At 61.3% G+C, this 20,411-nt stretch carries 21 protein-coding genes and 2 pseudogenes; 5 read left to right on the top strand and 18 right to left on the bottom strand.

What is annotated here, in order from left to right; translation table 11 throughout:
* Positions 1-433 precede the first annotated feature (433 nt).
* The 13 genes from FGU64_RS21070 to FGU64_RS21010 all read right to left on the bottom strand — a co-directional run bounded on the left by FGU64_RS21070 (position 434) and on the right by FGU64_RS21010 (position 10,733).
* Positions 434-880, bottom strand: coding sequence for a CopG family transcriptional regulator (locus FGU64_RS21070; RefSeq protein ID WP_139954905.1), 447 nt, complete (start codon positions 878-880; stop codon positions 434-436).
* Between the two features lie 10 nt (positions 881-890).
* The gene (locus tag FGU64_RS21065; RefSeq protein WP_139954904.1) at positions 891-2,882 is read right to left on the bottom strand and encodes a conjugal transfer protein TraG; all 1,992 of its coding nucleotides are present in this window, start codon (positions 2,880-2,882) and stop codon (positions 891-893) included.
* Between the two features lie 190 nt (positions 2,883-3,072).
* Positions 3,073-4,194 (bottom strand): DUF3363 domain-containing protein, encoded by a 1,122-nt coding sequence (locus FGU64_RS23620; RefSeq protein WP_246671384.1) that lies wholly within the window; start codon positions 4,192-4,194, stop codon positions 3,073-3,075.
* A 935-nt stretch (positions 4,195-5,129) separates the two neighbouring features.
* Positions 5,130-5,450 (bottom strand): hypothetical protein, encoded by a 321-nt coding sequence (locus FGU64_RS21055; RefSeq protein WP_139954902.1) that lies wholly within the window; start codon positions 5,448-5,450, stop codon positions 5,130-5,132.
* The gene (locus tag FGU64_RS21050; RefSeq protein ID WP_139954901.1) at positions 5,447-6,358 is read right to left on the bottom strand and encodes a lytic transglycosylase domain-containing protein; all 912 of its coding nucleotides are present in this window, start codon (positions 6,356-6,358) and stop codon (positions 5,447-5,449) included. The genes FGU64_RS21055 and FGU64_RS21050 overlap by 4 nt, the downstream gene beginning before the upstream one ends.
* A 4-nt stretch (positions 6,359-6,362) precedes the next feature.
* Positions 6,363-6,698 (bottom strand): DUF736 domain-containing protein, encoded by a 336-nt coding sequence (locus FGU64_RS21045; RefSeq protein ID WP_139954900.1) that lies wholly within the window; start codon positions 6,696-6,698, stop codon positions 6,363-6,365.
* A gap of 67 nt (positions 6,699-6,765) precedes the next feature.
* On the bottom strand, positions 6,766-7,311 hold the full coding sequence (locus tag FGU64_RS21040) for a S26 family signal peptidase (RefSeq protein ID WP_139954899.1): 546 nt from the start codon (positions 7,309-7,311) through the stop codon (positions 6,766-6,768).
* Positions 7,308-7,826: a DUF2840 domain-containing protein gene (locus FGU64_RS21035; RefSeq protein WP_139954898.1), complete on the bottom strand. Its 519-nt coding sequence runs from the start codon at positions 7,824-7,826 to the stop codon at positions 7,308-7,310. The genes FGU64_RS21040 and FGU64_RS21035 overlap by 4 nt, the downstream gene beginning before the upstream one ends.
* Positions 7,823-8,860 (bottom strand): replication initiator protein A, encoded by a 1,038-nt coding sequence (locus FGU64_RS21030; RefSeq protein ID WP_139954897.1) that lies wholly within the window; start codon positions 8,858-8,860, stop codon positions 7,823-7,825. Before FGU64_RS21030 ends, FGU64_RS21035 begins: the two co-directional genes overlap by 4 nt.
* Before the next feature lie 15 nt (positions 8,861-8,875).
* Positions 8,876-9,157 (bottom strand): helix-turn-helix domain-containing protein, encoded by a 282-nt coding sequence (locus tag FGU64_RS21025; protein ID WP_139954896.1) that lies wholly within the window; start codon positions 9,155-9,157, stop codon positions 8,876-8,878.
* Between the two features lie 121 nt (positions 9,158-9,278).
* Positions 9,279-9,590: a DUF2285 domain-containing protein gene (locus tag FGU64_RS23615; RefSeq protein WP_246671383.1), complete on the bottom strand. Its 312-nt coding sequence runs from the start codon at positions 9,588-9,590 to the stop codon at positions 9,279-9,281.
* 244 nt (positions 9,591-9,834) lie between these two features.
* The gene (locus FGU64_RS21015; RefSeq protein WP_246671177.1) at positions 9,835-10,035 is read right to left on the bottom strand and encodes a DUF6499 domain-containing protein; all 201 of its coding nucleotides are present in this window, start codon (positions 10,033-10,035) and stop codon (positions 9,835-9,837) included.
* A gap of 131 nt (positions 10,036-10,166) precedes the next feature.
* Positions 10,167-10,733, bottom strand: coding sequence for a hypothetical protein (locus FGU64_RS21010; protein WP_139954895.1), 567 nt, complete (start codon positions 10,731-10,733; stop codon positions 10,167-10,169).
* A gap of 118 nt (positions 10,734-10,851) precedes the next feature.
* Here FGU64_RS21010 and FGU64_RS23610 point away from each other — a divergent pair, with 118 nt between their 5' ends.
* Complete coding sequence (locus FGU64_RS23610; RefSeq protein WP_246671176.1) at positions 10,852-11,211, top strand: helix-turn-helix transcriptional regulator; 360 nt, start codon at positions 10,852-10,854, stop codon at positions 11,209-11,211.
* A 590-nt stretch (positions 11,212-11,801) separates the two neighbouring features.
* Positions 11,802-12,839, top strand: a complete 1,038-nt coding sequence (locus FGU64_RS21000; protein ID WP_139954894.1) for a sugar-binding domain-containing protein — start codon at positions 11,802-11,804, stop codon at positions 12,837-12,839.
* An 8-nt stretch (positions 12,840-12,847) separates the two neighbouring features.
* Here the strand turns inward: FGU64_RS21000 and FGU64_RS20995 are convergent, their stop codons facing one another.
* From FGU64_RS20995 to FGU64_RS20975, 5 genes are all read right to left on the bottom strand, one after another.
* On the bottom strand, positions 12,848-14,392 hold the full coding sequence (locus tag FGU64_RS20995; RefSeq protein WP_139954893.1) for an FGGY-family carbohydrate kinase: 1,545 nt from the start codon (positions 14,390-14,392) through the stop codon (positions 12,848-12,850).
* A 52-nt stretch (positions 14,393-14,444) separates the two neighbouring features.
* Positions 14,445-15,410 carry an ABC transporter permease gene (locus FGU64_RS20990; protein WP_210239046.1) on the bottom strand — a complete coding sequence of 322 codons (966 nt, stop codon included), beginning with the start codon at positions 15,408-15,410 and terminating at the stop codon, positions 14,445-14,447.
* A gap of 131 nt (positions 15,411-15,541) precedes the next feature.
* Entirely contained in the window at positions 15,542-17,056 is a 1,515-nt protein-coding gene (locus tag FGU64_RS20985; RefSeq protein WP_139954891.1) for a sugar ABC transporter ATP-binding protein, read from the bottom strand.
* Between the two features lie 215 nt (positions 17,057-17,271).
* Entirely contained in the window at positions 17,272-18,264 is a 993-nt protein-coding gene (locus FGU64_RS20980) for a sugar ABC transporter substrate-binding protein (protein ID WP_139954890.1), read from the bottom strand.
* Between the two features lie 76 nt (positions 18,265-18,340).
* Positions 18,341-18,955, bottom strand: coding sequence for a glucose-6-phosphate isomerase family protein (locus FGU64_RS20975; protein ID WP_139954889.1), 615 nt, complete (start codon positions 18,953-18,955; stop codon positions 18,341-18,343).
* A 179-nt stretch (positions 18,956-19,134) separates the two neighbouring features.
* Between FGU64_RS20975 and FGU64_RS20970 the strand changes: the two are divergent.
* The 3 genes and pseudogenes from FGU64_RS20970 to FGU64_RS23600 all read left to right on the top strand — a co-directional run.
* A pseudogene (locus FGU64_RS20970) lies at positions 19,135-19,491 on the top strand (SDR family oxidoreductase); the annotation flags it as partial.
* 132 nt (positions 19,492-19,623) lie between these two features.
* Positions 19,624-19,896, top strand: a pseudogene (locus FGU64_RS23605) (transposase); the annotation flags it as partial.
* A gap of 2 nt (positions 19,897-19,898) precedes the next feature.
* Positions 19,899-20,369, top strand: coding sequence for an IS5 family transposase (locus FGU64_RS23600; protein WP_246671175.1), 471 nt, complete (start codon positions 19,899-19,901; stop codon positions 20,367-20,369).
* Positions 20,370-20,411: the final 42 nt, after the last annotated feature.

Raw genomic sequence — 20,411 nt, 5'->3', positions numbered from 1 at the left:
GCGTCGCGAACCCAATGGGATGACCGAACCCCTGTGCCTTAAGCTAGAGCGTTAAGTTGACATGTATTCGGCGTTTTCGACGTAGTTCGTGCACTCTGTTTCCCGATGGAGCGTTTCAACGAGGCAGACTTGGGGCAGCACCGGAACGACGGCTTTCGGGGCGACTTGGGAAAAAGCCGCATTTTCAGAGGCCGCTCGGCGGGGTGGATGTCTCTCGGCCTGCCATGGGTCTGGAATTCCCTTAGTTCTTCAACCGAAACAGCCTAGATGCACCACGGGCCCCTTCGGTGGTAGATCAGTCTGCACGTCTATCTCGGTGGAACAGATAGGCTTCCCTTAGTATCCTGGGTGATACGAAAGATCGAGAATGGCAGTTTTCAAGAAATGACAGCGTCACGTAGGTCGAGTTGCATGTTTAAGTGAGACACCATTCTCAAGCGCCTTGGTCACCCTCATTCGTATTATAGCCGGAACGGTCTACATCCCGCGACAGCTCTTTAAGGAACCTGTCTCCCGTCGCCAACCGTCGGCCAAGCGTCTGCATGAACCCCTCGAAGCGTTCAACACCTTTCGCGCGCGCGGAGGCTTGGGCGGTCTCCGGCAGGGGAGGCGTGATGGTCAGCCAAAAGCGAATGAACAGCGAGACGGTCTCGCCGAGCACGGCAATATCTTCGTCGAGCCCGTCGATCTGGCGGCCGAGCTTGTCCAGCCGGCGCGACATGGCCGCCTCCAGCTTCTCGGAGGAATCGCCTGACAGGAAGGAGGCAACGGCCGCCTCGATGATGGCGGATTTCGAGACTTGCCGGCGCAGCGCCAGCACTTCGACTTGGACGAGCAATTCCGGGTTGAAATAGACGTTCATGCGGGTGCGGGCCGTCATGCGTTACCTCCTAAAGCTCGATGTTATCGCCGGGGTCGAGCGACGCTTGCCGCGCGACCAGACGGATATGCGAGCGCAGCGCGCGGGCCTTCGCCGCGTCGACGTCGGGTTCGCCGTCAAAGAGATCGAACTCCTGTTCCGGCGTTCGCGACGACGCGACGATTTCCTCGTGCTCGGGCAATACGGGTTCGCGGCGAATGCCGGCATTGGCGGGATCGCCGTCCATGCTGCCGGCGGCGGCACTCGTGGCCGAAGCCTTCGCTGCGGTGACGACACGGCGCGACCAGTCATCCGATCCTTGCCGTGCGGCGTTCGGGCGCGCGGCCGGATCGGGCGGCGTCATGATGCGTTCCTTGAAACGCGCATCCTCATAGTAGCGGGCCTTGGTCGCGCGAATCGGCGGCGTGCCCGCCACCATGACGATTTCGTCAGCGGGCGGAAGTTGCATGATCTCGCCGGGCGTGAGCAACGGCCGCGCCGTCTCCTGCCGCGACACCATGAGATGCCCTAGCCACGGCGACAGTCTGTGCCCGGCGTAGTTGGTGGAATCGCGCAACTCTGTCGCCGTGCCGAGCGAATCTGATACGCGCTTGGCGGTGCGCTCGTCGTTGGTTGCGAAGGCGATGCTGACGTGGCAGTTGTCGAGGATGGAATTGTTCGGGCCGTAGGCGCGCTCGATCTGGTTGAGGCTCTGCGCGATCAGGAAACTTTTGATGCCGTAGCCGGCCATGAAGGCGAGCGCCGATTCAAAGAAATCCAGTCTCCCGAGCGCGGGAAACTCATCCAGCATCAGCAAGAGGCGATGACGCTTGCCGGAGGCTTTCAGTTCCTCGGTCAGCCGGCGGCCGATCTGGTTGAGGATGAGTCGGATCAGGGGTTTCGTTCGGTTGATGTCGGAGGGTGGCACCACGAGGTAGAGGCTGACTGCCTCGCCGCTTCCGACCAGATCGGCAATGCGCCAGTCGCAGCGCGCCGTGACGCGCGCCACGACGGGATCGCGGTATAGGCCAAGGAAGCTCATGGCCGTGCTAAGCACGCCGGAGCGTTCGTTTTCGGACTTGTTCAACAGTTCGCGCGCGGACGACGCGATGACAGGATGGACACCGGCCTCGCCGAGATGCGGCGTGTCCATCATCGCCCGCAAGGTAGCTTCGACCGGCCGGCGCGGATCGGACAGGAAGTTTGCGACCCCCGCCAGCGTCTTGTCCTTCTCCGCATAGAGGACGTGGAGGATTGCGCCCACCAGAAGCGAATGCGAGGTCTTTTCCCAATGGTTTCTTTTGTCCAAGCTCCCTTCTGGATCGACCAGAATATCCGCAATGTTCTGCACATCGCGCACTTCCCATTCGCCCTGTCGCACCTCCAGTAAGGGGTTGTATGCCGACGACTTCGCGTCGGTCGGATCGAACAGCAGCACGCGGCCATGCCGGGCGCGGAAGCCGGCCGTCAGCGTCCAGTTCTCGCCCTTGATATCGTGGACGATGCAGCTTCCCGGCCAGGTCAGAAGCGTCGGCACGACAAGGCCCACACCTTTGCCGGATCGCGTCGGGGCGAAGCACAACACATGCTCGGGACCGTCATGGCGTAGATAGTTTCGTTCAAACCGGCCGAGCACGACACCATCCGGGCCGAGCAACCCGGCGGCGCAGATTTCCCTGTCCTCAGCCCACCGTGCCGAACCGTATGTGGCAACGTTGCGGGACTCACGCGCACGAAGGATCGACATGATGATGGCGGCGGCGATCGCGATGAAGCCACCGGATGCCGCGATGAAGGCGCCTTCAGTGAAGACCGCAGGCGCATAGGCGTCGAAGGAGAACCACCACCAAAAAAATGCCGGCGGATAGTAGATCGGCCAGCCCGCCAGTTCGAACCATGGGTTGCCAAGCTGCACCTGAAAGCCGAGCCGCCATGCGGTCCATTGCGTGGCCGCCCACGTCATCACCAGGGCGATGGTGAAGACGACGGCGATCTGGCCCCAAAGGATTCGGCCTCCGCGCATAAGGGCTCCATTCGGCAAAAGAGATGGAGCCGATCAGAGAATAAGCCTTCGCGCGAGAGGCAACAGAAAAGATGGCGCCGAAGGGCTACTGGATAGCGTCGGCGACGAATAGGACGATGGCCGCGTGCTCCTGAATATAGTGGCCTCTCGCTCAGTACCATTCGGTCGGCCAAGTTGCGACAACGACAACCTATATTTCTATGCCCCGCTGGCGCCCGAACTGCCACGACACAGTGCCGCTCTGCACGACGCCCATGACCTCGCGGCCGAGCTGACGGTCGATGACCGGACGCCACGGGACAAGGGTGAACTCGTGGCTCTTTTCGACAATGGCGAACTTGCCGCTGGATAGCTGAACGGTGCCGGTGAACTTACCGGAAACGGTCTCGCCGTCCGCGGCGGCACGGAACGGCAATGCCTTGGCGGTCGCCGCGTCCGCGCCGATGCGGCCGATCTCTCGCCCGCGTAGGGTAGCGAGCAGATTGCGCCGGTAGGTAACGCGGCCGTCCTGCTGCCGCGTCGCATCGCCATGGTCGATATGATGCTCGCGCCGCCGCTCCATCGCCTTGCGCACCTGCTGACCGAAGCCGGTCGGCGCGAGGTCGGATGCGTCGGGCGACACCAGTCGCCTGTCGAGCCAGGTCGCGCCGTCCGCCGTGATCTGGCTTTCCAGATCGAAGGTGGTGATGACGCGGATATTGGCCTGAGCACCGCGTCCGGCGTCGAACGCCATGCTGCGTTTCTCAAAGTCCTCCGGGATGCGCCATTGGTCGGCGTCGATCCGCTCGGCGATCCCGGCGCGGCGCAGCGCCTCCAGTCGTCGCACATGAGCATCGACATAGCCCTCGTAGTCGCCGCCCGGAACACGCCCCTCGAATCTGGCCTGCTCCAGATGGCGGCTCGGCCGATAGATGCCGTCCTCGGCTATCGCGGCAATGGCGCGGTCTGATGGCCGGGCGTTCGCCTCGGCCCGGCCGATGTCGATTATGCTGCCTATCCGTGCATCCTCCAACTGCCTCGGGTCGATGTTGGAGATGTGATGCGTCCGGCCGTCGATCCCATCCACGACGACGGTGAGATTGTCGCCCAGCTCGTTGGCGAGATATTTGTCGAGCACGCGACCGGTGACGGGTATGGCGGGCACCGTCTTATGGATGTGGAAAGTCAAAGGATCGCGCTCCAGTCCATCGGCGGCGAGCGACCTTTGCATGGAGCGGATGATGTCGCCGCGTTCGCCAATCTCGCGCAAGGTCGGCTCCATCCGCTCGTTCAATTCCCACACGCCCGGCGCATGTTCCGTTGCGAGGCCCATGCGGCCCAGCTTGGCGAGCCGGCGCAGACGAAGCGTGCGCTCGAACTGCGGCTTCGGCTCTTCCGGTTCGTAGCGCAGGTCAAGGAATCGCGCATGGACTTCCTCCGCCATCGCCCTGTCGATGCGCGTGAAACGATCCTGATCTATCTCGGCCGTGAGCTTGCGGGTCTGCTCGATCTCCCTGACCGGACCAAGCTCCAGCGTCGCCAGAGCGCTGGCGCGCTCGCGGACGCCATGGACGATGTAGTCGCCGTTGATGACCAAATCTTCGCCCAGCTCGTCCTTGCCCCGGAGGATGACATGCACATGGGGATGACCGGTGTTGTAGTGGTTGACCGCGACCCAATCGAGCTTCGTGCCGAGGTCGCCTTCCATCTGATTCATGAGGTCGCGGGTGTAGGCCGTGAGGTCGGACAACTCCGCGCCGTCCTCCGGCGAGACGATGAGCCGGAACTGGTGGCGATCGTCCTGGCCGCGCTCAAGGAAGGCGTCGCCGTCGGCGCGATCATCGCCGGCCGAATAGAGCTGCCCGCGTTCGCCGTCGCGCGAGGTGCCGTCGCGCTGGATATAGCGCAGATGGGATTGCGCCTTGCGGCTCTCACCGGGACGGAGAATATAGCGCTGCTGGACCATGACGCGGCGCGCGCCGGGTTGCCGGTGCTGCCATCCACCGCCGCCGAGATTGCGGGAGCGGACGAAAACCGCGCCGCGTCCGCGCTTCACGCCCTTGCCGCTCGACAGCACCAAATGAGAGCCGGCCAGCGCTGCTGGCGTGAACACCGCCGTTCCGAAACCGACATGAGGCGACGTGCGGCGCTGCTGGCGCGCGATCTTCTTCGCCTGCGTCAGAAAGCTCTTGGTCTTGCCCGCGCGCGGCGGCGTATCGAAACGGATGCGGCCCGGCCTCGGCCGGAGGCGGTTTTCGTCATCGGCGCTCATGGACGCGCCTCCGGTCGAAACCGGCGCAAATCGCGCAATCGGCGGCCACGGTGCCGATTGAAAACCAGCAACGCCATGGCGTTGCACGAAATCGCGGCACTCCAGCCCTCAGAGCCATGGTGCCGGAAACGGCCGCCTAACCAGTGTGCAGACAAAGACAATTTTGGAAACCGGCCCGACAGGGTGCCGGTTTCTTCAATCTTGCCCTCCGCCTTTTCCGCTGTTTCTGCCTCTCCAACCGGGAATGCAGCCAGGCGCAAACTTGCCTGACTGCACACCGGAACGAACGCGAGCGCGCGCGGGAACGCCATCCTCATGGCGTCGCTCCGTCGCCCGCACGCGCCACGAACATGCCGCCGAAACGCGGCTCCGCATTGCGGCGCTCACGCACCGGAACGGTCGCGCGTGTGTCGCCTGACGGCGGCGCAGCAGCCGTTGCGCTGTCGTTCGGGCGCACGACGAACAGCGGCGCATCGCGCCAGTCGGGCGTTGGCGCGGCTCGCCGGACCGCTGCATCGGGTGCCGCCGCCCCGCCGAGAACCGGCAGGAGCGCGGCGACATAGGCGCGCGTTTCCGCCGGCAGATCTTTGCCCGTTGTGCGGTATTCGTCATAGCGCGCGGGGCCGGCATTGTAGGCCGCGAGCATCGCGGCGACATTGCCGTAGCGGTCCCACATCTCGCGCATGTAAGCCGTGCCCGCCAGAATGTTGTCGTGCGGCTGATAAGGATCGCGGCCGAGGCCGTGGCGATTACGCAAGCCTGCCCAGGTGCCGAGCATGACCTGCATCAGCCCGATCGCACCCGCCGCCGAGACCGCACGCACGTCGCCCGCGCTCTCGGCGCGCAGCACCGCGCTAATCCAGTGCTCGGGAACACCGAAACGCTGCGACGCCTCGGCAATGTGCGCGGCATAAGGATCGGCGACGACGCTGCGCTTTGCCGGCATGGATTGCGCGATCGACGCGCCCGGTCCCGCGCAGAGCGCGAGCGCGCCGACGACGACAAGAACGGCATTACGCCGTGCCGGCCCTTCTCCGCCACGCCCCCAGCCTGCCAGCGTGCTCGCTACGGTCAAGGGTCCGCGCGAAGCGCCGGCCGCTGGCCGCCCTTGATCTTCGCTGCGCGCGCCGACCGTCCTGCGGTCGAGCGGGACGAAGGGATGAGACGGCTGTTCCGCGAACAAAGAGATGAGGGATTTGAGCGCTGGCATGACGCAGGACCGCATGGCCTCAGTCCCGCTCGTCGCGCTGCTTCGGACGGCTCCAGTGCAGCGACCATGACGCCTTGTCGCTACTGTTCTGAAACAGGTTGACGCGGATCGGCTGCGGCAAGGTGGGATCGTCGAGCAGCACGGACAGATATTCGCCGGCCTTATCGCCGGTGCGATTCCACGCCGCGCCGATTTCCGGGCCATCGGCATCGCCACGATGGACGCGGTAATCCGGCGCGTTCTCGGTGTCGGATTCCTCTGCGGGAACGATAGTCAGTTCCTGCGTGATTGTGAGCGTGTGAATGGTGCCGACGAAGTTCTTCTTGCCAGCGGTGAATTGACCGATCTGCGGCATGGATAGTCTCCTTTTGTTGCGGTGATGATGAAAGCGGACGACACGCCATGCGCCGCCCGTCGCGCGCTCACCGCGTCAGCGCGCGCCATTCAAAGCGGCCGTCGCCTTCCTCGTCGGTCCACAACGGCACGGCGCGGCCAATAATCTGGTCGGTGGAGATGAGTCCGAAATAGCGGCCGTCCATGCTGTCGCGGATCTGCCAGTTCATCAGGAAGACTTCGCCGGTGTGGATGCGCTGGCACCCCTGCCAGACTGGAAGCTCGCGACCGGCGCGGTCGCGCTCCAGCGCTGCGCCGGCAATCACGCCATCGACGGTGATGACGTGGTCGATCCGGCAAACCGTCTGCCCGGAGACGGCGCGCAAGCGCTTGAGGAGCGGAACGCCCTTGGGCAGATAGCCGCGCTCGGCGAGGAAGGTCGCGAGCGGTTCGGGTGCGTCCACGGCGACAAGATCAGTCACCTCGAACGGGCCGGCGAAGTCGGTCGTATAGAAGCCGATCGGTACGCTGGCCGATGCGTTCCAGATCAACTTGACCGGTATCGGCGTGAGGCCGGGATAGCTGACGGCGAACGCAGCGAGCGCGGTCGCGAACATGAGACCGGCGCGCGTCATGGCGCGATCCTGCGGCGACCGAGCCACGCCGCATGACGTTCCGGCGTATAGGCGTCCGGCTCAAGGCCTGCGGTCAAACGGTTGTGGACGTGCCGCCAGTGATCGGGTGACACGTCGGCCGCATCGAGGCCGAGCGCTTCCACGGCGTCGATCGCCTGCAATGCCTTCTCGACCTTCGCCCAGGCGTCGAGCCGCAACAGGATGTCGCCGCCCGGCCGCACGAATGGCAGTGTCTGGAACGGCTCGCCGCGGCCGATCGCGCGGACAATATCGAGCCGGGAAATGATGGTGCCGTGCTCGCCGGCCGCCCAGCGGACGAAGGCAAAGACGGCGTTCGGCGCGAAGCCGACGACGCTGCGGCGACGGTCGAGAATCTTTTCGTAGCTCTTGCGGCCGAAACGTATCCAGTGCTCAACCTTCTGTTTCTGGAAGGTCAGTTCGACCAAGGTGGTGAAGGGTTGAGGCTCGTCGGGCAGCGGACGGTCGTGCGCGCGACGATTCATTTCTCCGTTCATGGCACGCGCCCCAACCGGTTCGCAGCACCATGGTTGGCGTTTCCACGCGCATCAGAATCTAGGTTAGATTCAGTGTTAGAATCTAAGTTAGGAGCACGAATTTCCTTTTCAGGCTTGTCACTTAGACCGACTTCAGGTTCCCGATAGCACGATAGTGCGGTTCCCAATGGCACGATGGTTCGGGTTCCCGATAGCACGAGCCTGTCAACAGGCGGCGCCGGTTCGAAAGCAAGCAACACACGGCCACTGGCTTCGACTTCTGTGAACAAACGATATCCAGGCAGCGGTTGCCGGCGGACGATGTCGCGCAGTTCGAAGGCAAAGCGCTTGAACGGTGCGAGGCTGCCAGACTTCTGGTGCAAATGCCGGATATCGAAGCGCCAACCGGCGCGCTGGCGGCCGCCATGCTTGCGCACAAGCCGGTAAAGCCAGCGATCCAGGCCGCCCGTCAGTCTGAAGTAGGCGCGGTCGATGGTGAGGACGAGCGCGTCGTCCATGACGGCGCGATAGAACCAGTCCGGTAGGATCAGTTCGATGCCGAACGGGCGGCCTTCGCGGCTGGTTCGTTCCTGCCATTCGTTGATCCATGAGAAGCGATGGCGGCGACCCTCCGCGGCTTGCCGGATGGATGTGACGACGCTCGTCGATTGCAAGCGGTCGAGCCCGGCCTTGAGGCGTTGATAGTCGCGCAGTGAGACGCCACGACCAATGAATTTGAGCATCTCGTAAGGCGTCGCCGCCATCAGCCGCGACGTACGCAGGCCCGCGTCCCGTGCGTTGACGATCTGGCTGGCGGCCCAGATCAGGATGTCGGCATCCCAAATGGTCGCCATGCCATGATCGGGCACAGCCTCAACTCGAATGACGACATCGCCGGCACGAAAATCGATGGGCGCGATGCGCCTCGATTTGGCGAGCGAAAAGAAAGGATAGGCCATAAGGTCCTGCGCATCGCGTGGCGCGAAATCGCCGGGTAGCGTGTGGAATAGGTCAAGTTGACCGCGTTCCGACGGAGGGCGTATTCGTGCTGACAAAGGAAAGGTTACCGTTCAGCGGACTTCACGCCCGGCGTAGGCAATGGGGAACGCGGCGTGGCGCTTGGCTGGCAGGACCGAACCTTGCGGATCGGAGGTCGAGGTCATCGCGCCGCGCTGTGCCCAGGATTGCAGGTCTTCGATTGCGTAAACGACGCGGCCTCCGAGCTTGTGATAGGCAGGGCCGGTGCCGTAAGTGCGGTGCTTCTCGAGCGTGCGGGCGGAAAGACTGAGAAAGTGCGCGGCTTCCTTCGTGCGCAGGTAGCGCGGCGGCAATGCGGCGGTGGTGGCGTTCATGAGGGTGTCTCCTTCTTGCGGTCGCGAATGAACGATGATCCGTGATCAGGATGGAGGAGTAGAAACAGGGGGATCAGGTGCGGAATTGCGTGACGCTATTTCGCACCCGGGGCGTGCAGGATCACGAATGTCGCCGTCTAAAGCGCAGCAACTGGCGGTAGCCCTGTGCGACCATCTTCATGCCGTCGTGCGCGAGGCGACGCGTCTGGTATCGAAAGGACGAGTCAGGCCAGCTTTCCCGACTGACAAGCCGCCGACCGAACAACACCGTCGCGACTTCGAAGTGCGATGCCTCCTCTTCCCGGCCGTCGAGGCATCGCAACATATGGCCCAGACGCCGCCGCTGGGCTTGGCTCAACCGGGTGTCAGGGCGGTGTTTGTCGCCGATCGAGTGGATAAATCGCTCGATTGATGAGAGCCGATCGAATGCCATTTCGTCGAGTGGAATAATGGCGGCCACCGGTTGGCCAGGCTGCGCACCGTCCAGGAATACCAGTTGCTGGCCTGCAGGCGATGGACGGATGTGAAGTGCGATTTCATCACGCTCGCCTTGGAGGTATGAAATGTCCGCCGCCCTCCTCTGACTTACCTGCAAAGGATCCGGCGTCTCGATGAGATTGATGACGCCTGGATCGATCTCAGGCGCCCAATAAACAGGCTGTTCGGCAGCGGACTGGTCAGGCCTGGCGGCGAAACTGCAAACCCCAACGTTTGCGCAGCTCGCGCATGGCCTTGGTCGTGCGGGACGCAGTGAAATCACGCTGGTAGTCAGGATTCCGGCGCAAGAATTCCCAGGCGATCACATCGGCGGCGGCATCCTTGACGAACGCATATGCATGTGGGTCACGCCACCGCGATGAGTCCGGTTTCATCCGCATCCGCTCTCTCCCTTTCAAAAGTTTGATAGGGCGGCGCGGACGTGTGCGGTATCCTTGGATTCCGTCATTGACGATGGATTGTTGGAAAGCGGCGTTCCTCGGACTGGCGGATCGGCCGACGTCGAAATCGTCTACTGGCGTGCGCTTTGCAGTGTCCTGAAGGTGTCCGTCCAGGTTCGATAAGCTTCGTCATCGCCCTGGCTCCACGCACGGAATGCGCGCCAGGCGGCGATGGAGGATGCCGGCTGTTCGAAAATCGATCCGATCGACCGATCACAACCGGGCAATGTGGGGAAGTCGTCGCCTATCGTTTCGTCCGTGAGACGTCGCAGGTCAGCCAATGCCGAGCGGATATGTGGCAGCGGAAATTCGGAGAGATCGCTGTTGTCTTCGGCCTCACGAACGACGACTGCGAGCTTGGCAACCACACCCGCCAACGAGATGGCGGGTGTGGTTGCAATTTTCTCCAGCAAGATTTCCGCTTCCGTGGCGTTTTCCAATTCCACCTTCCGGGCGGCCAAGTAGCGGACTTCGGCTCTCCTCCCTTCCCCGCTTTCCGGCACCTCAGTCGATATGAATGGGCAACCGCCATCTTTCATGAGTTCGGTTTCAGCTTCTTGCTGCTGAACGCAAGAAGCCAATGTCGTCGCCTGCGCCTCGATCCAGGCAAGAGAAAGGATGAGCGCGGGATCGACCATTGACCGACTACCAGTTTAGAGGAGAGCCAAGGTCTGTGCATCGGCGAGCCTGGGCGAACTACCGTGCTCCAGTCCAGGCGTGACGAAAGGCAAAGTCGTGGTATTGTCGGAATCAGCCATGATCCGAGCTCCCAACAGCTTGGCTTTGGTCAGGTCAAAAAAGGGCGTTCCAGCGCCTTTTCGACTGTATTTCGCAATAGGGTTATTATACAAATTGATTGACGTCAATCAAAATAATGAGGATCGGGTACCTAATTTTAGCGCTGAGCAGTGCCGTGGAGCTCGTGCAATGCTCGGATGGAGTCAGGACGATCTGGCGCGGGCTGCAAATGTCGCGCGTCAGACAATTGCAGACTTCGAGCGGGGCGCGAGAACTCCGATCGCGAACAATCTGATCAGCATCGTCAAAGCTCTTGAGAAAGCTGGCATCGAGGTTCTTTCCGACAACGGCATCCGATTGCGAAAAACTGACCGATGACAAAATCGCGTGTTGGAGGTCGAAGCGTGGAAATCATGGAGCGCAAAGCCGGCCAAGACAGTCAACATTCCCCGAACTCTTAATCAACGACCCGGCGTAGAGTCTCCAAATTCATCTCTGCCGTAGGATCGATACGGGCGATTTCCGCAGCCACTTTGGCCCGGTGCCAGAACTCGATAGAGTCACCGTGCTCCCGAGAGAGTGCCGCGCGGCGGTGCGCCTCGTAGTAGGAAGCCGAGGATGATCAGCCGCCAGCATTTTGGCACCGGATTGCTATCTATGCTTGGTTTCTCGCCGATAGCGCGTCCAAGCAGTTAGCGAGGCAAACATCGCGCCACCTTGCTACAATATCCATCAAACCGGAATGCCTCGTGTTGCGGTTTTGGGTCTCACCCGACCTGCAAACCTCCAACGGATGTCGACATCTGGAAGGATCGAGCGAGGCACCATCGCCAGTTACTCAATCAGCGCAATCATCCCGTCAATCCAGCATTCAAAAGCGACTGCCGTGGCCTCGGCGTAGCCGGTTGACAGAACGGGTCTAATTTCGGATCAGAAGTTCTATTCCATCGCAACTCTCGGATAAGCCAATGCAAAGTCCGTTGTCGGTGCTCATTTCGGCAGCGCCAGAGATGGCAGAGTTGGTCGAGCGACGCTACACCGTACTGCGTGCCGTGGCGGCGGGCGAACCTGTCGGTCGCCGCATCCTGTCCGACCGTCTGGGTTGGTCCGAGCGGATCACCAGATCGGAAGTCGAGATCTTGCGCGAGATTGGCCTGACCGAGTTGGGCGGATCCGGCGTGTCATTGTCCGTGGCTGGACGGCAGATCCTCGCGGATCTTGGACAGATCGTCTCTGAGCTTCAGCAACTAAGGAGCCTTCAACGCATGCTGGCCGTTGAATTTTCCTTGCGGCGCGTTTTTATCGTTCCAGGCGATTCCGAAACCGAAGTGGTTGCACGCGAGGCCTTGGCGCGCGCTGCAGGCGAAGCCATTCTGGAAGTCCTTGGTCCTAAGGACGTGGTTGCCGTCAGCGGCGGATCGACACTGGCAGATGTGGCGCGACATCTTTTCAGCCATAAGGAGTATCCGGGTGCGACCATAGCACCGACCGGCGGCGGCCTGGGAGATGCTCTGGAAACGGAGGCCAATACTGTCGTTGCACAGTTTGCCCGGGCGCTGGGCGCAAAGTACCGGCTGTTGCATCTGCCAAGCGACCTTGGCGAGCAATCGGTCAGCATCCTGCTCGACGCGCAGCCCGCCATTCGCGAGATTTTCGACTTCATCCGTTCGGCGACCGTCGTGGTGCAAGGCGTCGGGACGTTAAAAAGCGTTGCCGCGCGCCGCCGGTTTTCCGCCGCACGGATCAAGACCCTTGAACAGCGTGGGGCCGTCAGCGAATCCCTCGGCTACTTCTTCGACATCAAAGGTAAGGTGGTGGAAGCAGCGGGTGGGGTCGGGATGCGGCTGGAGGATTTGAGTCATGCCGCCCATGTGATCGCAGTCGGCGGCGGCACGTCAAAAGCGGCGGCGATAAGATCACTTCTCAACACTGGTTTGCAGCACATTCTGGTCACCGATGAAGCGACAGCGCGCGCCATTCTCTCCGACGAGAGCGTCTCGCGATGAACATGCCGTCAAGACGTTGACGCCGATGCCTGTTCGATATGCCGGCAATACTGCCGGTAGTGTTCGCCGTAGCGTTCGCTCTGGCGCGGCTCGTAGTCGGTATAGCCGAGGCTGGCGGGCACGACCCATTTGGCTGCTTTCGCGGCAGAAATGGCGGCCCCACGGGCTGAGCCCAGCACCGTCGAGTTGGCTCGGACCATTTGACCCATGACGTCTGCATAGATCTGCATGATAGCAGGGAACCTGGCCATTCCCCCGGTTATGCGAATCTCGTGGATAGGCCCGGCCTGGCGATGGAGGTCATAAGCGTAACGCATGCCCATCGCTCCTGCCTCCAGCATGGCCCGGTAGATTTCGACCGGCGTGGTTGTCGTCTTGATGTTGGTGACAATGCCGCCAAGGTCTGCTTGTCCCAGGGGCGTCCTGCAGCCGTTCCACCAGTCCATCACCTGGATCGGGCTTGGGCTAACTGACCCCTCAAGCTCTTGGACAAGTGTTTCAAGAACTGCTTCGGGGGTGGAGCTGTCGCCAAAAGCCAACATCCTCGACAGCCACGCCAGCATATCCCCGCTGGCCGCCTGACCGGTGCAGTAGTCGTATAGTCCGTCCACGGCGCCGCCATAGACCAGGCTTTCGATCCCTACCACCGGCGTCGGTTGTGCCGACAGGCTTATATGGCAGGTCGACGTCCCTGCCGCGGCCACCAATATGCCGGGCGTGTCGACGTCTGAACCCAGCACGGCCGCCTCGGCGTCAACCATGGCGACCCCGACGAGCGCCGCAGCACCGATGCCCGTCACGTCTTGCCAGCGGCGTGTTAGGGGTCCCCCCGAGGTGCCAAGCGGATGGGGCGGCGCCAGCTTGCTTAGCCAACTGCCAAGTCCCGGTTCTATTGCTTCGAGGCTGGCTTCCTCGGGATAACCACCCAGATCCGGCTGCCAATGGTTCTTGCACCCGGCATGGCTTGCGGAGCGCGTTTCCGTGCCGGTGAGCTGCCAAACAATCCAATCACCGACGTCGATCCAGCGTTCCGCCGCTTCCCACAGCGGAGGGTCTTCAGCCATTGTCTGCCAGGCTTTTGCCAGTGACCATTCAGAGCTCGTCTGGTTGTTGTATCGCCCCAGAAAGCTCGGGCAGGCCGCCGCAATCCGCTTTGCGTAGTGATCCGCCGCATGATGCTTCCAGAGCTTGGCGAAAGCGTGCGGCCGACCGGCAAAGGCTGGCGTGTGCAATAGCGGGGTACCGTCGTGCAAGGCAGGAAGTATGGTGCAGGAGGTAGCCGAAATGCCGATGGCGTGGATTTCGAAGCCCAGTTCGGCGGCGGCCCGCGCGGCCCAGGTCAGCAACTGTTCAGCAGCGAGGATGAAATCGCCCGGGTCCTGGATGGCGGAGTTCGGGGCGAGATTCATTTCTGGCGCCCTCGCTTCGTCGAGGAGGCCATTCTGATACCCCACCGTATGCTCTGCGATGACGCCGCCGATGTTCAGGTCGATCATGACGACACGGCCAGAACCCGTGCCGAAGTCAAGGCCGAGCGTCGCTGCGCCAGTCATCGCGTCACCGAAAGCGTTGCGCTAGAGCCGGCCAAGATGGGGTAAGTGCAGTTCATTTGAACATTGCCGTAACGCTGGGCATCCGTACCGCTCCCTTGGAGGCGGCGACAGTGATGGCGCCGATCATGATGACGCCCATAGCGATGTCCTGAATGTAGTAAGGCCAGCCCAGAAGATTGAAGCCATTGCGAAGCACACCGATGATGAGCGCGCCGACCACAGTACCGCGCAGGTTTGCCTGTCCGAGGAAAAAAGCCGTCATGCCAAGGAATACGGCGGCCAGACCGTCCATGAGAAAGTGATCGCCTGCTGCCGGCTGGCCTGAGCCGAGACGGGAGGCCATGATGACGCCTGCCAGCCCAGCACAAGCCCCGCAGAAGACCAAAGCGAAGATCTTGTTCCAGCGGACCGAAATACCGGCAAGCCGGGCGACGTCCTTGTTGTCTCCGATCGTATAGAGGTGCCGACCCGTCGCCGAGCGCTCGAGCAGAATGTAGGAAATGACGACGATTGCCAGCATGATGAGGATCGGAACCGGAATGCCGAACAATGCGCCTCGACCCAATACGGCGAAGCTGTCCGGCAGCCCCCCGTAAACGGCCTGGCCTTGGGTGTACCATTGGTTCAGACCCGTAACGACCGAGATCATCCCTAAAGTGGCGATAAGGCTAGGCAGCCCGACAACTGCAACCAGAAAGCCGTTGAGCAGCCCAACAACCGCCCCCACCGCAACGCCGGCTCCAACCGCCGGCCCAACGTCGGTTCCCAGATGAGCGAGCAGGCCGGTGGTCAGGACGCCCGCAAGGCCGGCGACCGCACCCACCGAAAGGTCGAACTCGCCGGAAGCGACGACAACGGTGAGGCCACTTGCCACCACCACCAGCATGGAAAGCTGCACCAGCACCGTTGAGAGATTGCTGACAGTGAGGAAGCGGGGCGTGGTCAGTGCAAGCAGAACGCAGATCACGAGCAATGCCAGCAAAGTACCATACCGGCGGAGCCCTTCGGTCAGGCTCATGTTCGCCACTTGTTGGTTCCGCTGCGGGCCCTTGTCCGATCGGGCTGGCGACCGGGTATCCCGCGCCGCATCGACAGTCTTTGTCATCATACATCCTCAACCGTTTTACGCCGTCACAGACGACGGCTTCGTCAAGTTGCCGCGGCCAGAACCGCCGCAGCCTCACGGCTTTCATTTTCGTTCAAGGCAGTTGTCTTTCCGTTCTTGATGACAATGACGTCATCGCTAATCGCCAGCACTTCTTCGAGATCCGACGAGGCGACGATGATTGATGCGCCATTGTCGGCCAGATTGCGCATGAGCCGGTAAACCCCTGCACGTGCGCCAACGTCCAACCCTTGGGTAGGTTCGTCGAACAGGAAGATGCGGGCCGCGGAGTGCGTGCCGAGCCACCTGCCAACCGAAACCTTCTGCTTGTTGCCGCCACTCAGATGTTCGACCAAGGTGTGGCTGCCCGGGGCGGTAATACCGAGTTCGGAAATGACTTCGTCGCCCAGCTTGGCTTCCCGGCCGCCGATAGAAAATCCGCGGCTCAGGCTGTTCCAATACGGCATTGCGACGTTCCACGCGATACTGCGCCCGGCCAGCAGTGCCTTGGACAACCTGTCTTCGGGCACAAGGGCCATGCCGGCCCTGATAGCTTCGCGCGGGCCCCATCGGTCGACCTTTTGACCTCCTAGGCTGATCTTGCCGCCGGTTGCCGGGTGCAGTCCGAAAATCGCTTCGAGCAATTCGCTCTTGCCGGCACCTACGACACCGAAAATGCCAAGAACACGGCCGGAGTGCGCTGCAAGGTTTGCACTTTGCACTCGACCATCCGCAGTGGACAGGTTTTGCACTTCCAAAACTGGTGCGCCGGCGATCGCGTCGCCTCTTGGCGGCGCCACGGCCTCAACCTCGTTTCCGATCATGTGGCGGACCAGCGCGGTGGCGTTGGTCGAACTCATCGGCCCAGTCCAAACCAGTTCGCCGTCGCGCAGCACGGTTGCCGTTGAAGCCACGGAAAAAATTTCGCTCAGATAGTGCGAGATGAACAGCACACCGATGCCGCTTTCGGCCAATTGGCGGATAATCGACAACAGATGATCGACATCCGGTTGCGGCAACGCGGCGGTTGGCTCATCGAGGACGAGCAGCCATGGCCGCAGCGCAAGCGCTCGTACGATCTCGGCAAGCTTTCGCTTGGCCGGATTGAGGGCGCGGACCTCATGGTGCAGATCCAGGTCGAGGCCAAACTCAGCCAGGACCTCTTCAACCTCCCTACGCATACGCTTGCGGTCCAGCAGTCCGAAGCGCGTCTTCTCCCGTCCAAGAAAGACATTCTCCGGGACGGTAAAACCGGGATTGAGACTGCCTTCCTGGCTGACGTAAGCGACGCGGCGGCTGACCGCGGCGTCAGGGTCTCCGGCTCGCAAGGGTTCACCATCCACCAGAAGCCGACCGCTATCGGGGCGTTCGGCGCCGGCAATTATCTTCACCAAAGTAGATTTGCCGGCGCCGTTTTGACCCAAGAGCGCATGCACTTCGCCTCTACGGACCGTCAAATTGACGTTGTTGAGCGCACGGACCGGGCCAAACTGCTTGCAAATGTCTTGCGCCTGAAAAATAGCGTCGGAGGCAACGAGGTCTGTTTCCACTGTGCTCATGCCGAAGTGTCCACGCCTGTTGGTCGGCTAGTATACCGTATTGTGGGGAAGCAATCTCGGTCTCGAAAACCAAAGGGTGTCGCGATCTTTTGCAGCCGCTTGCACGCTCTGGCTCTGTACGTCGTGCACCTCTCCCGAAACGGTTTCTCGGTTTCGGGAGACGTACAGTAGACGTTCCTTACGTGAACAACCCTACTTCACTTTTGTCGAAGGGGTCACTCACATGCCTTCCACGGCAGCTCGCCTTCCGGAGGCACATTCTGCGCCGTGATCAGGCAGGTTGGCAGGTAAACCTGCTTGACCGGTATGACGGTATCCGGATCCTTTCCATTGACAACGATGTCAGAGATGTACTGGCCAGTTTGCGAGCCCATCTTCTCGAACGGTTGCGCGACCGTCGCCACGAACGGGCCACCGTCTCGAATGTACTTCATCGCGGCCGTATTTCCATCGATGCCGACCACGAACGCATTCTTCAGCCCGGCCTCCTTGATCGCATCGGCGGCGGCCATTGCGGGCTCGTCCCAGCCGGCGAACACGCCGTTGACCTCATCGCCAAAGCGGGTGATGAAATCCTCCATCGCGTTTTTCGAGTCAGCGTAGAAATTGGTGACATCGATCTGATGGTCGGCGAGAACCTTGATGCCGGGTGCCTCGCCCATGACGACGTCGAATTCCTTGCCGCGCTTGCGCACGCCGTGATGGGAGTTTTCCTTGAAGGCGATTACGCCGCCTTTTCCACCCAGACGATCAGCCATGTAGGCGTTGATGATTGCGCCCATCGCAAAGTTGTTTGCGGTGATGTCGACCACAACACCGGGCGTCCATCCGGCATCGATCGTGAAGACCGGGATCTTGGCCGCGCTTGCACTATCAAGAGACGCCTGCGAGGCGCGCATATCTACCATTGATAGGATGATTACCGAAGAGCCGCGTTGAACCGCATTTTCAAGGAGTTCAGCGGCTGTGGCCGGTGACCCTTTGCCGTCGGATACGTCGACGGTCCAGTTCAAATTGTTTTCCTTGATGTAGCTGTTGAAGCCATCGAGAGCCCGGTGGTCGGCTTGCGCCGCTGCCTTGGACAAAATCCACGAAACCTTCAGTGGCTCGTCAGCGGCGGCCGCACCGGAACCGGTAGCGAGCGCTGCAGGTAGCAATGTGAGAGTCATTGCGAACGAGATTGCTGTGGATATTTTCTTATACATCATTCTTCCTCCCTGATTACTATTGGATTCTTTATGCGGTTCAACCTGCTCGCCGATTGCTCAAGCATCATTTGCGCGATCAGATATCTTTTGCATCTATGACTTGCGGGCGACCGTTGCGCTTGACGACCCGCTTGAGGAATCCGCCTTCGCGAGCGACGCGCTCGTAGTCGTGACCTCCATCCGCTGGCCAGTATTTGAAGTAGGCGAATGGATCGTTGCCGACATTGACTGTTCGCTGCGCCCAGCCTGCGGCACAATAGACGATCGTGCCCGGCGCCATGGGGACCTCCATGGTATCGCCCTTCGCGTTCTGCATCAGCATGTAGCCTGTGCCGGAGACGGCCAGATAGACCTTCACCGCAGCATCATCGACCTGGTAGTGGCCCTTGCTCATGAAGTATTCGTCACCAACCTTACCTGGAAAAACCACGGTGACGCTGGTGTGCAGTTCGCCTCGCGTTTCCGGCGCGAGGATCTCGTCTGCCCGATAGATCAGCGGATCAGATTGGTTCAACAATTCCTGCTCCGCGGCGCGGTCAGCATAGCGCCCCGCCATATCGCTGAGGCGGCACGTGACAACGTGCGAAGGCGGCCATAGAGCGCCCGACCTCAAATCGAGCGTTGCCGCCCAGGGCACACCCAGCACCGAATTCATGCTGTCCTTTGACGTCAGAACCGGTTCACTTCGCATCAGTACGCCTCCGCATGAAGGGACTTATTTTGTCCCGATAGGTATTAAAAATGTCCCATTGACGAAACGGATACCAGCGGCCCGGACGCGCGTCAAGGCTTATTGCGGATAGGACTGCCAAGGAAGGACACTTTCGGGACTAGGCTCGCTGTGGCGCTCCGCCTTTCCCTCACAAAGAACACGGCAAGGTCATCAACGTCGGTTCGTTGACGAGCGAACTCGCGCGCGCCACAGTCATTCCCTACACCGTCGCCAAGGGCGGCATAAAGATGCTGACGCTCGGTATGGCAGCCGAGTGGGCGAAATCAGGCATTCAGGCCAACGCGATCGTCCCCGGCTATATGCTGACCGACATGAACGAGGCGCTCGTCAACGATCCGGAGTTTGACACCTGGGTCAAGGGCCGGACGCCGGCAGGACGCTGGGGCAAGCCTGAAGAGTTGATCGGCACCGCCATCTTCCTCGCGTCGCGAGCCTCGGACTACGTCAATGGTCAAATCATCTATGTCGACGGCGGCATGATCTCCGTTTTGTGAGCCGCGTTCCCGAGTTCGGCGTGACTAGCGCTCGTGGACAAAGGTTGACTGGGGAATCGGGTTTTGATTCAAGGCTTCCATTTGGAGGCAGCCTTGGGCGAACGGATTGGTCTGACGGACGATGAATGGGCGGTGATCGGTCCGCTTCTTCCCGCTGAGCAAGGACGCGGATGCCGCCCAGCCCAGGACAATCGGCGCTATTTCGAAGGCATGATGTGGATGGCGCGCACGGGAGCGCAATGGCGACACCTGCCAGATGAATACGGCAAATGGAACAGCGTCTTCCGCCGATATCGACGCTGGGTCGAAACCGGCGTGTTCGAGGCGATGCTCGAAACGCTGGCGGAGATGGTCGAGCGGGATCGAAGCGCCGACATGATCGACAGCACTGTTGTCCGGGCACATCATTGTGCGGTCGGCATAAAAAGGGGACTCAGGAGACCGAGGCGCTTGGTCGATCGCGCGGCGGCTTCACCTCCAAGCTCCATGCCCGCTGCGATGCGAAAGGCCGTCCGCTCGGCTTCATCCTGACGCCCGGACAAACGCATGACACACAAGGCTTTGCGCCCTTGTTCCGAATGATCTCCAATCGGATCGAGGCTTTCCTCGCCGACAAAGGTTACGACGCCAATGCCATTCGCGACGAAATCTCCAGCGCCAAGGTCGAGGCCGTCATCCCCTCAAAAAGCAACAGGCGCGAGCTGATCCCACACGACAAAGCCAAGTACAAATGGCGCAACCAGATCGAGCGGCTCTTCAATAAGCTCAAGAACTGGCGGCGCGTTGCAACCCGCTATGACAAAACCAAGGAATCCTACCTCGGCTTCGTCGCCATCGCCGCAGTCAAACTATGGATACCCTTTGTCCACGAGCGCTAATTATCGCGACGGCGTGGATCTGATCCACCGTGATGAGCGATT

The organism is Mesorhizobium sp. 8 (genome assembly GCF_006351905.1).
GTDB classification, from domain to species: Bacteria; Pseudomonadota; Alphaproteobacteria; order Rhizobiales; family Rhizobiaceae; genus Mesorhizobium; species Mesorhizobium composti.
Note: the sequence above shows the minus strand (reverse complement) of the source record. Positions and strands in the feature narration are given on the sequence as shown.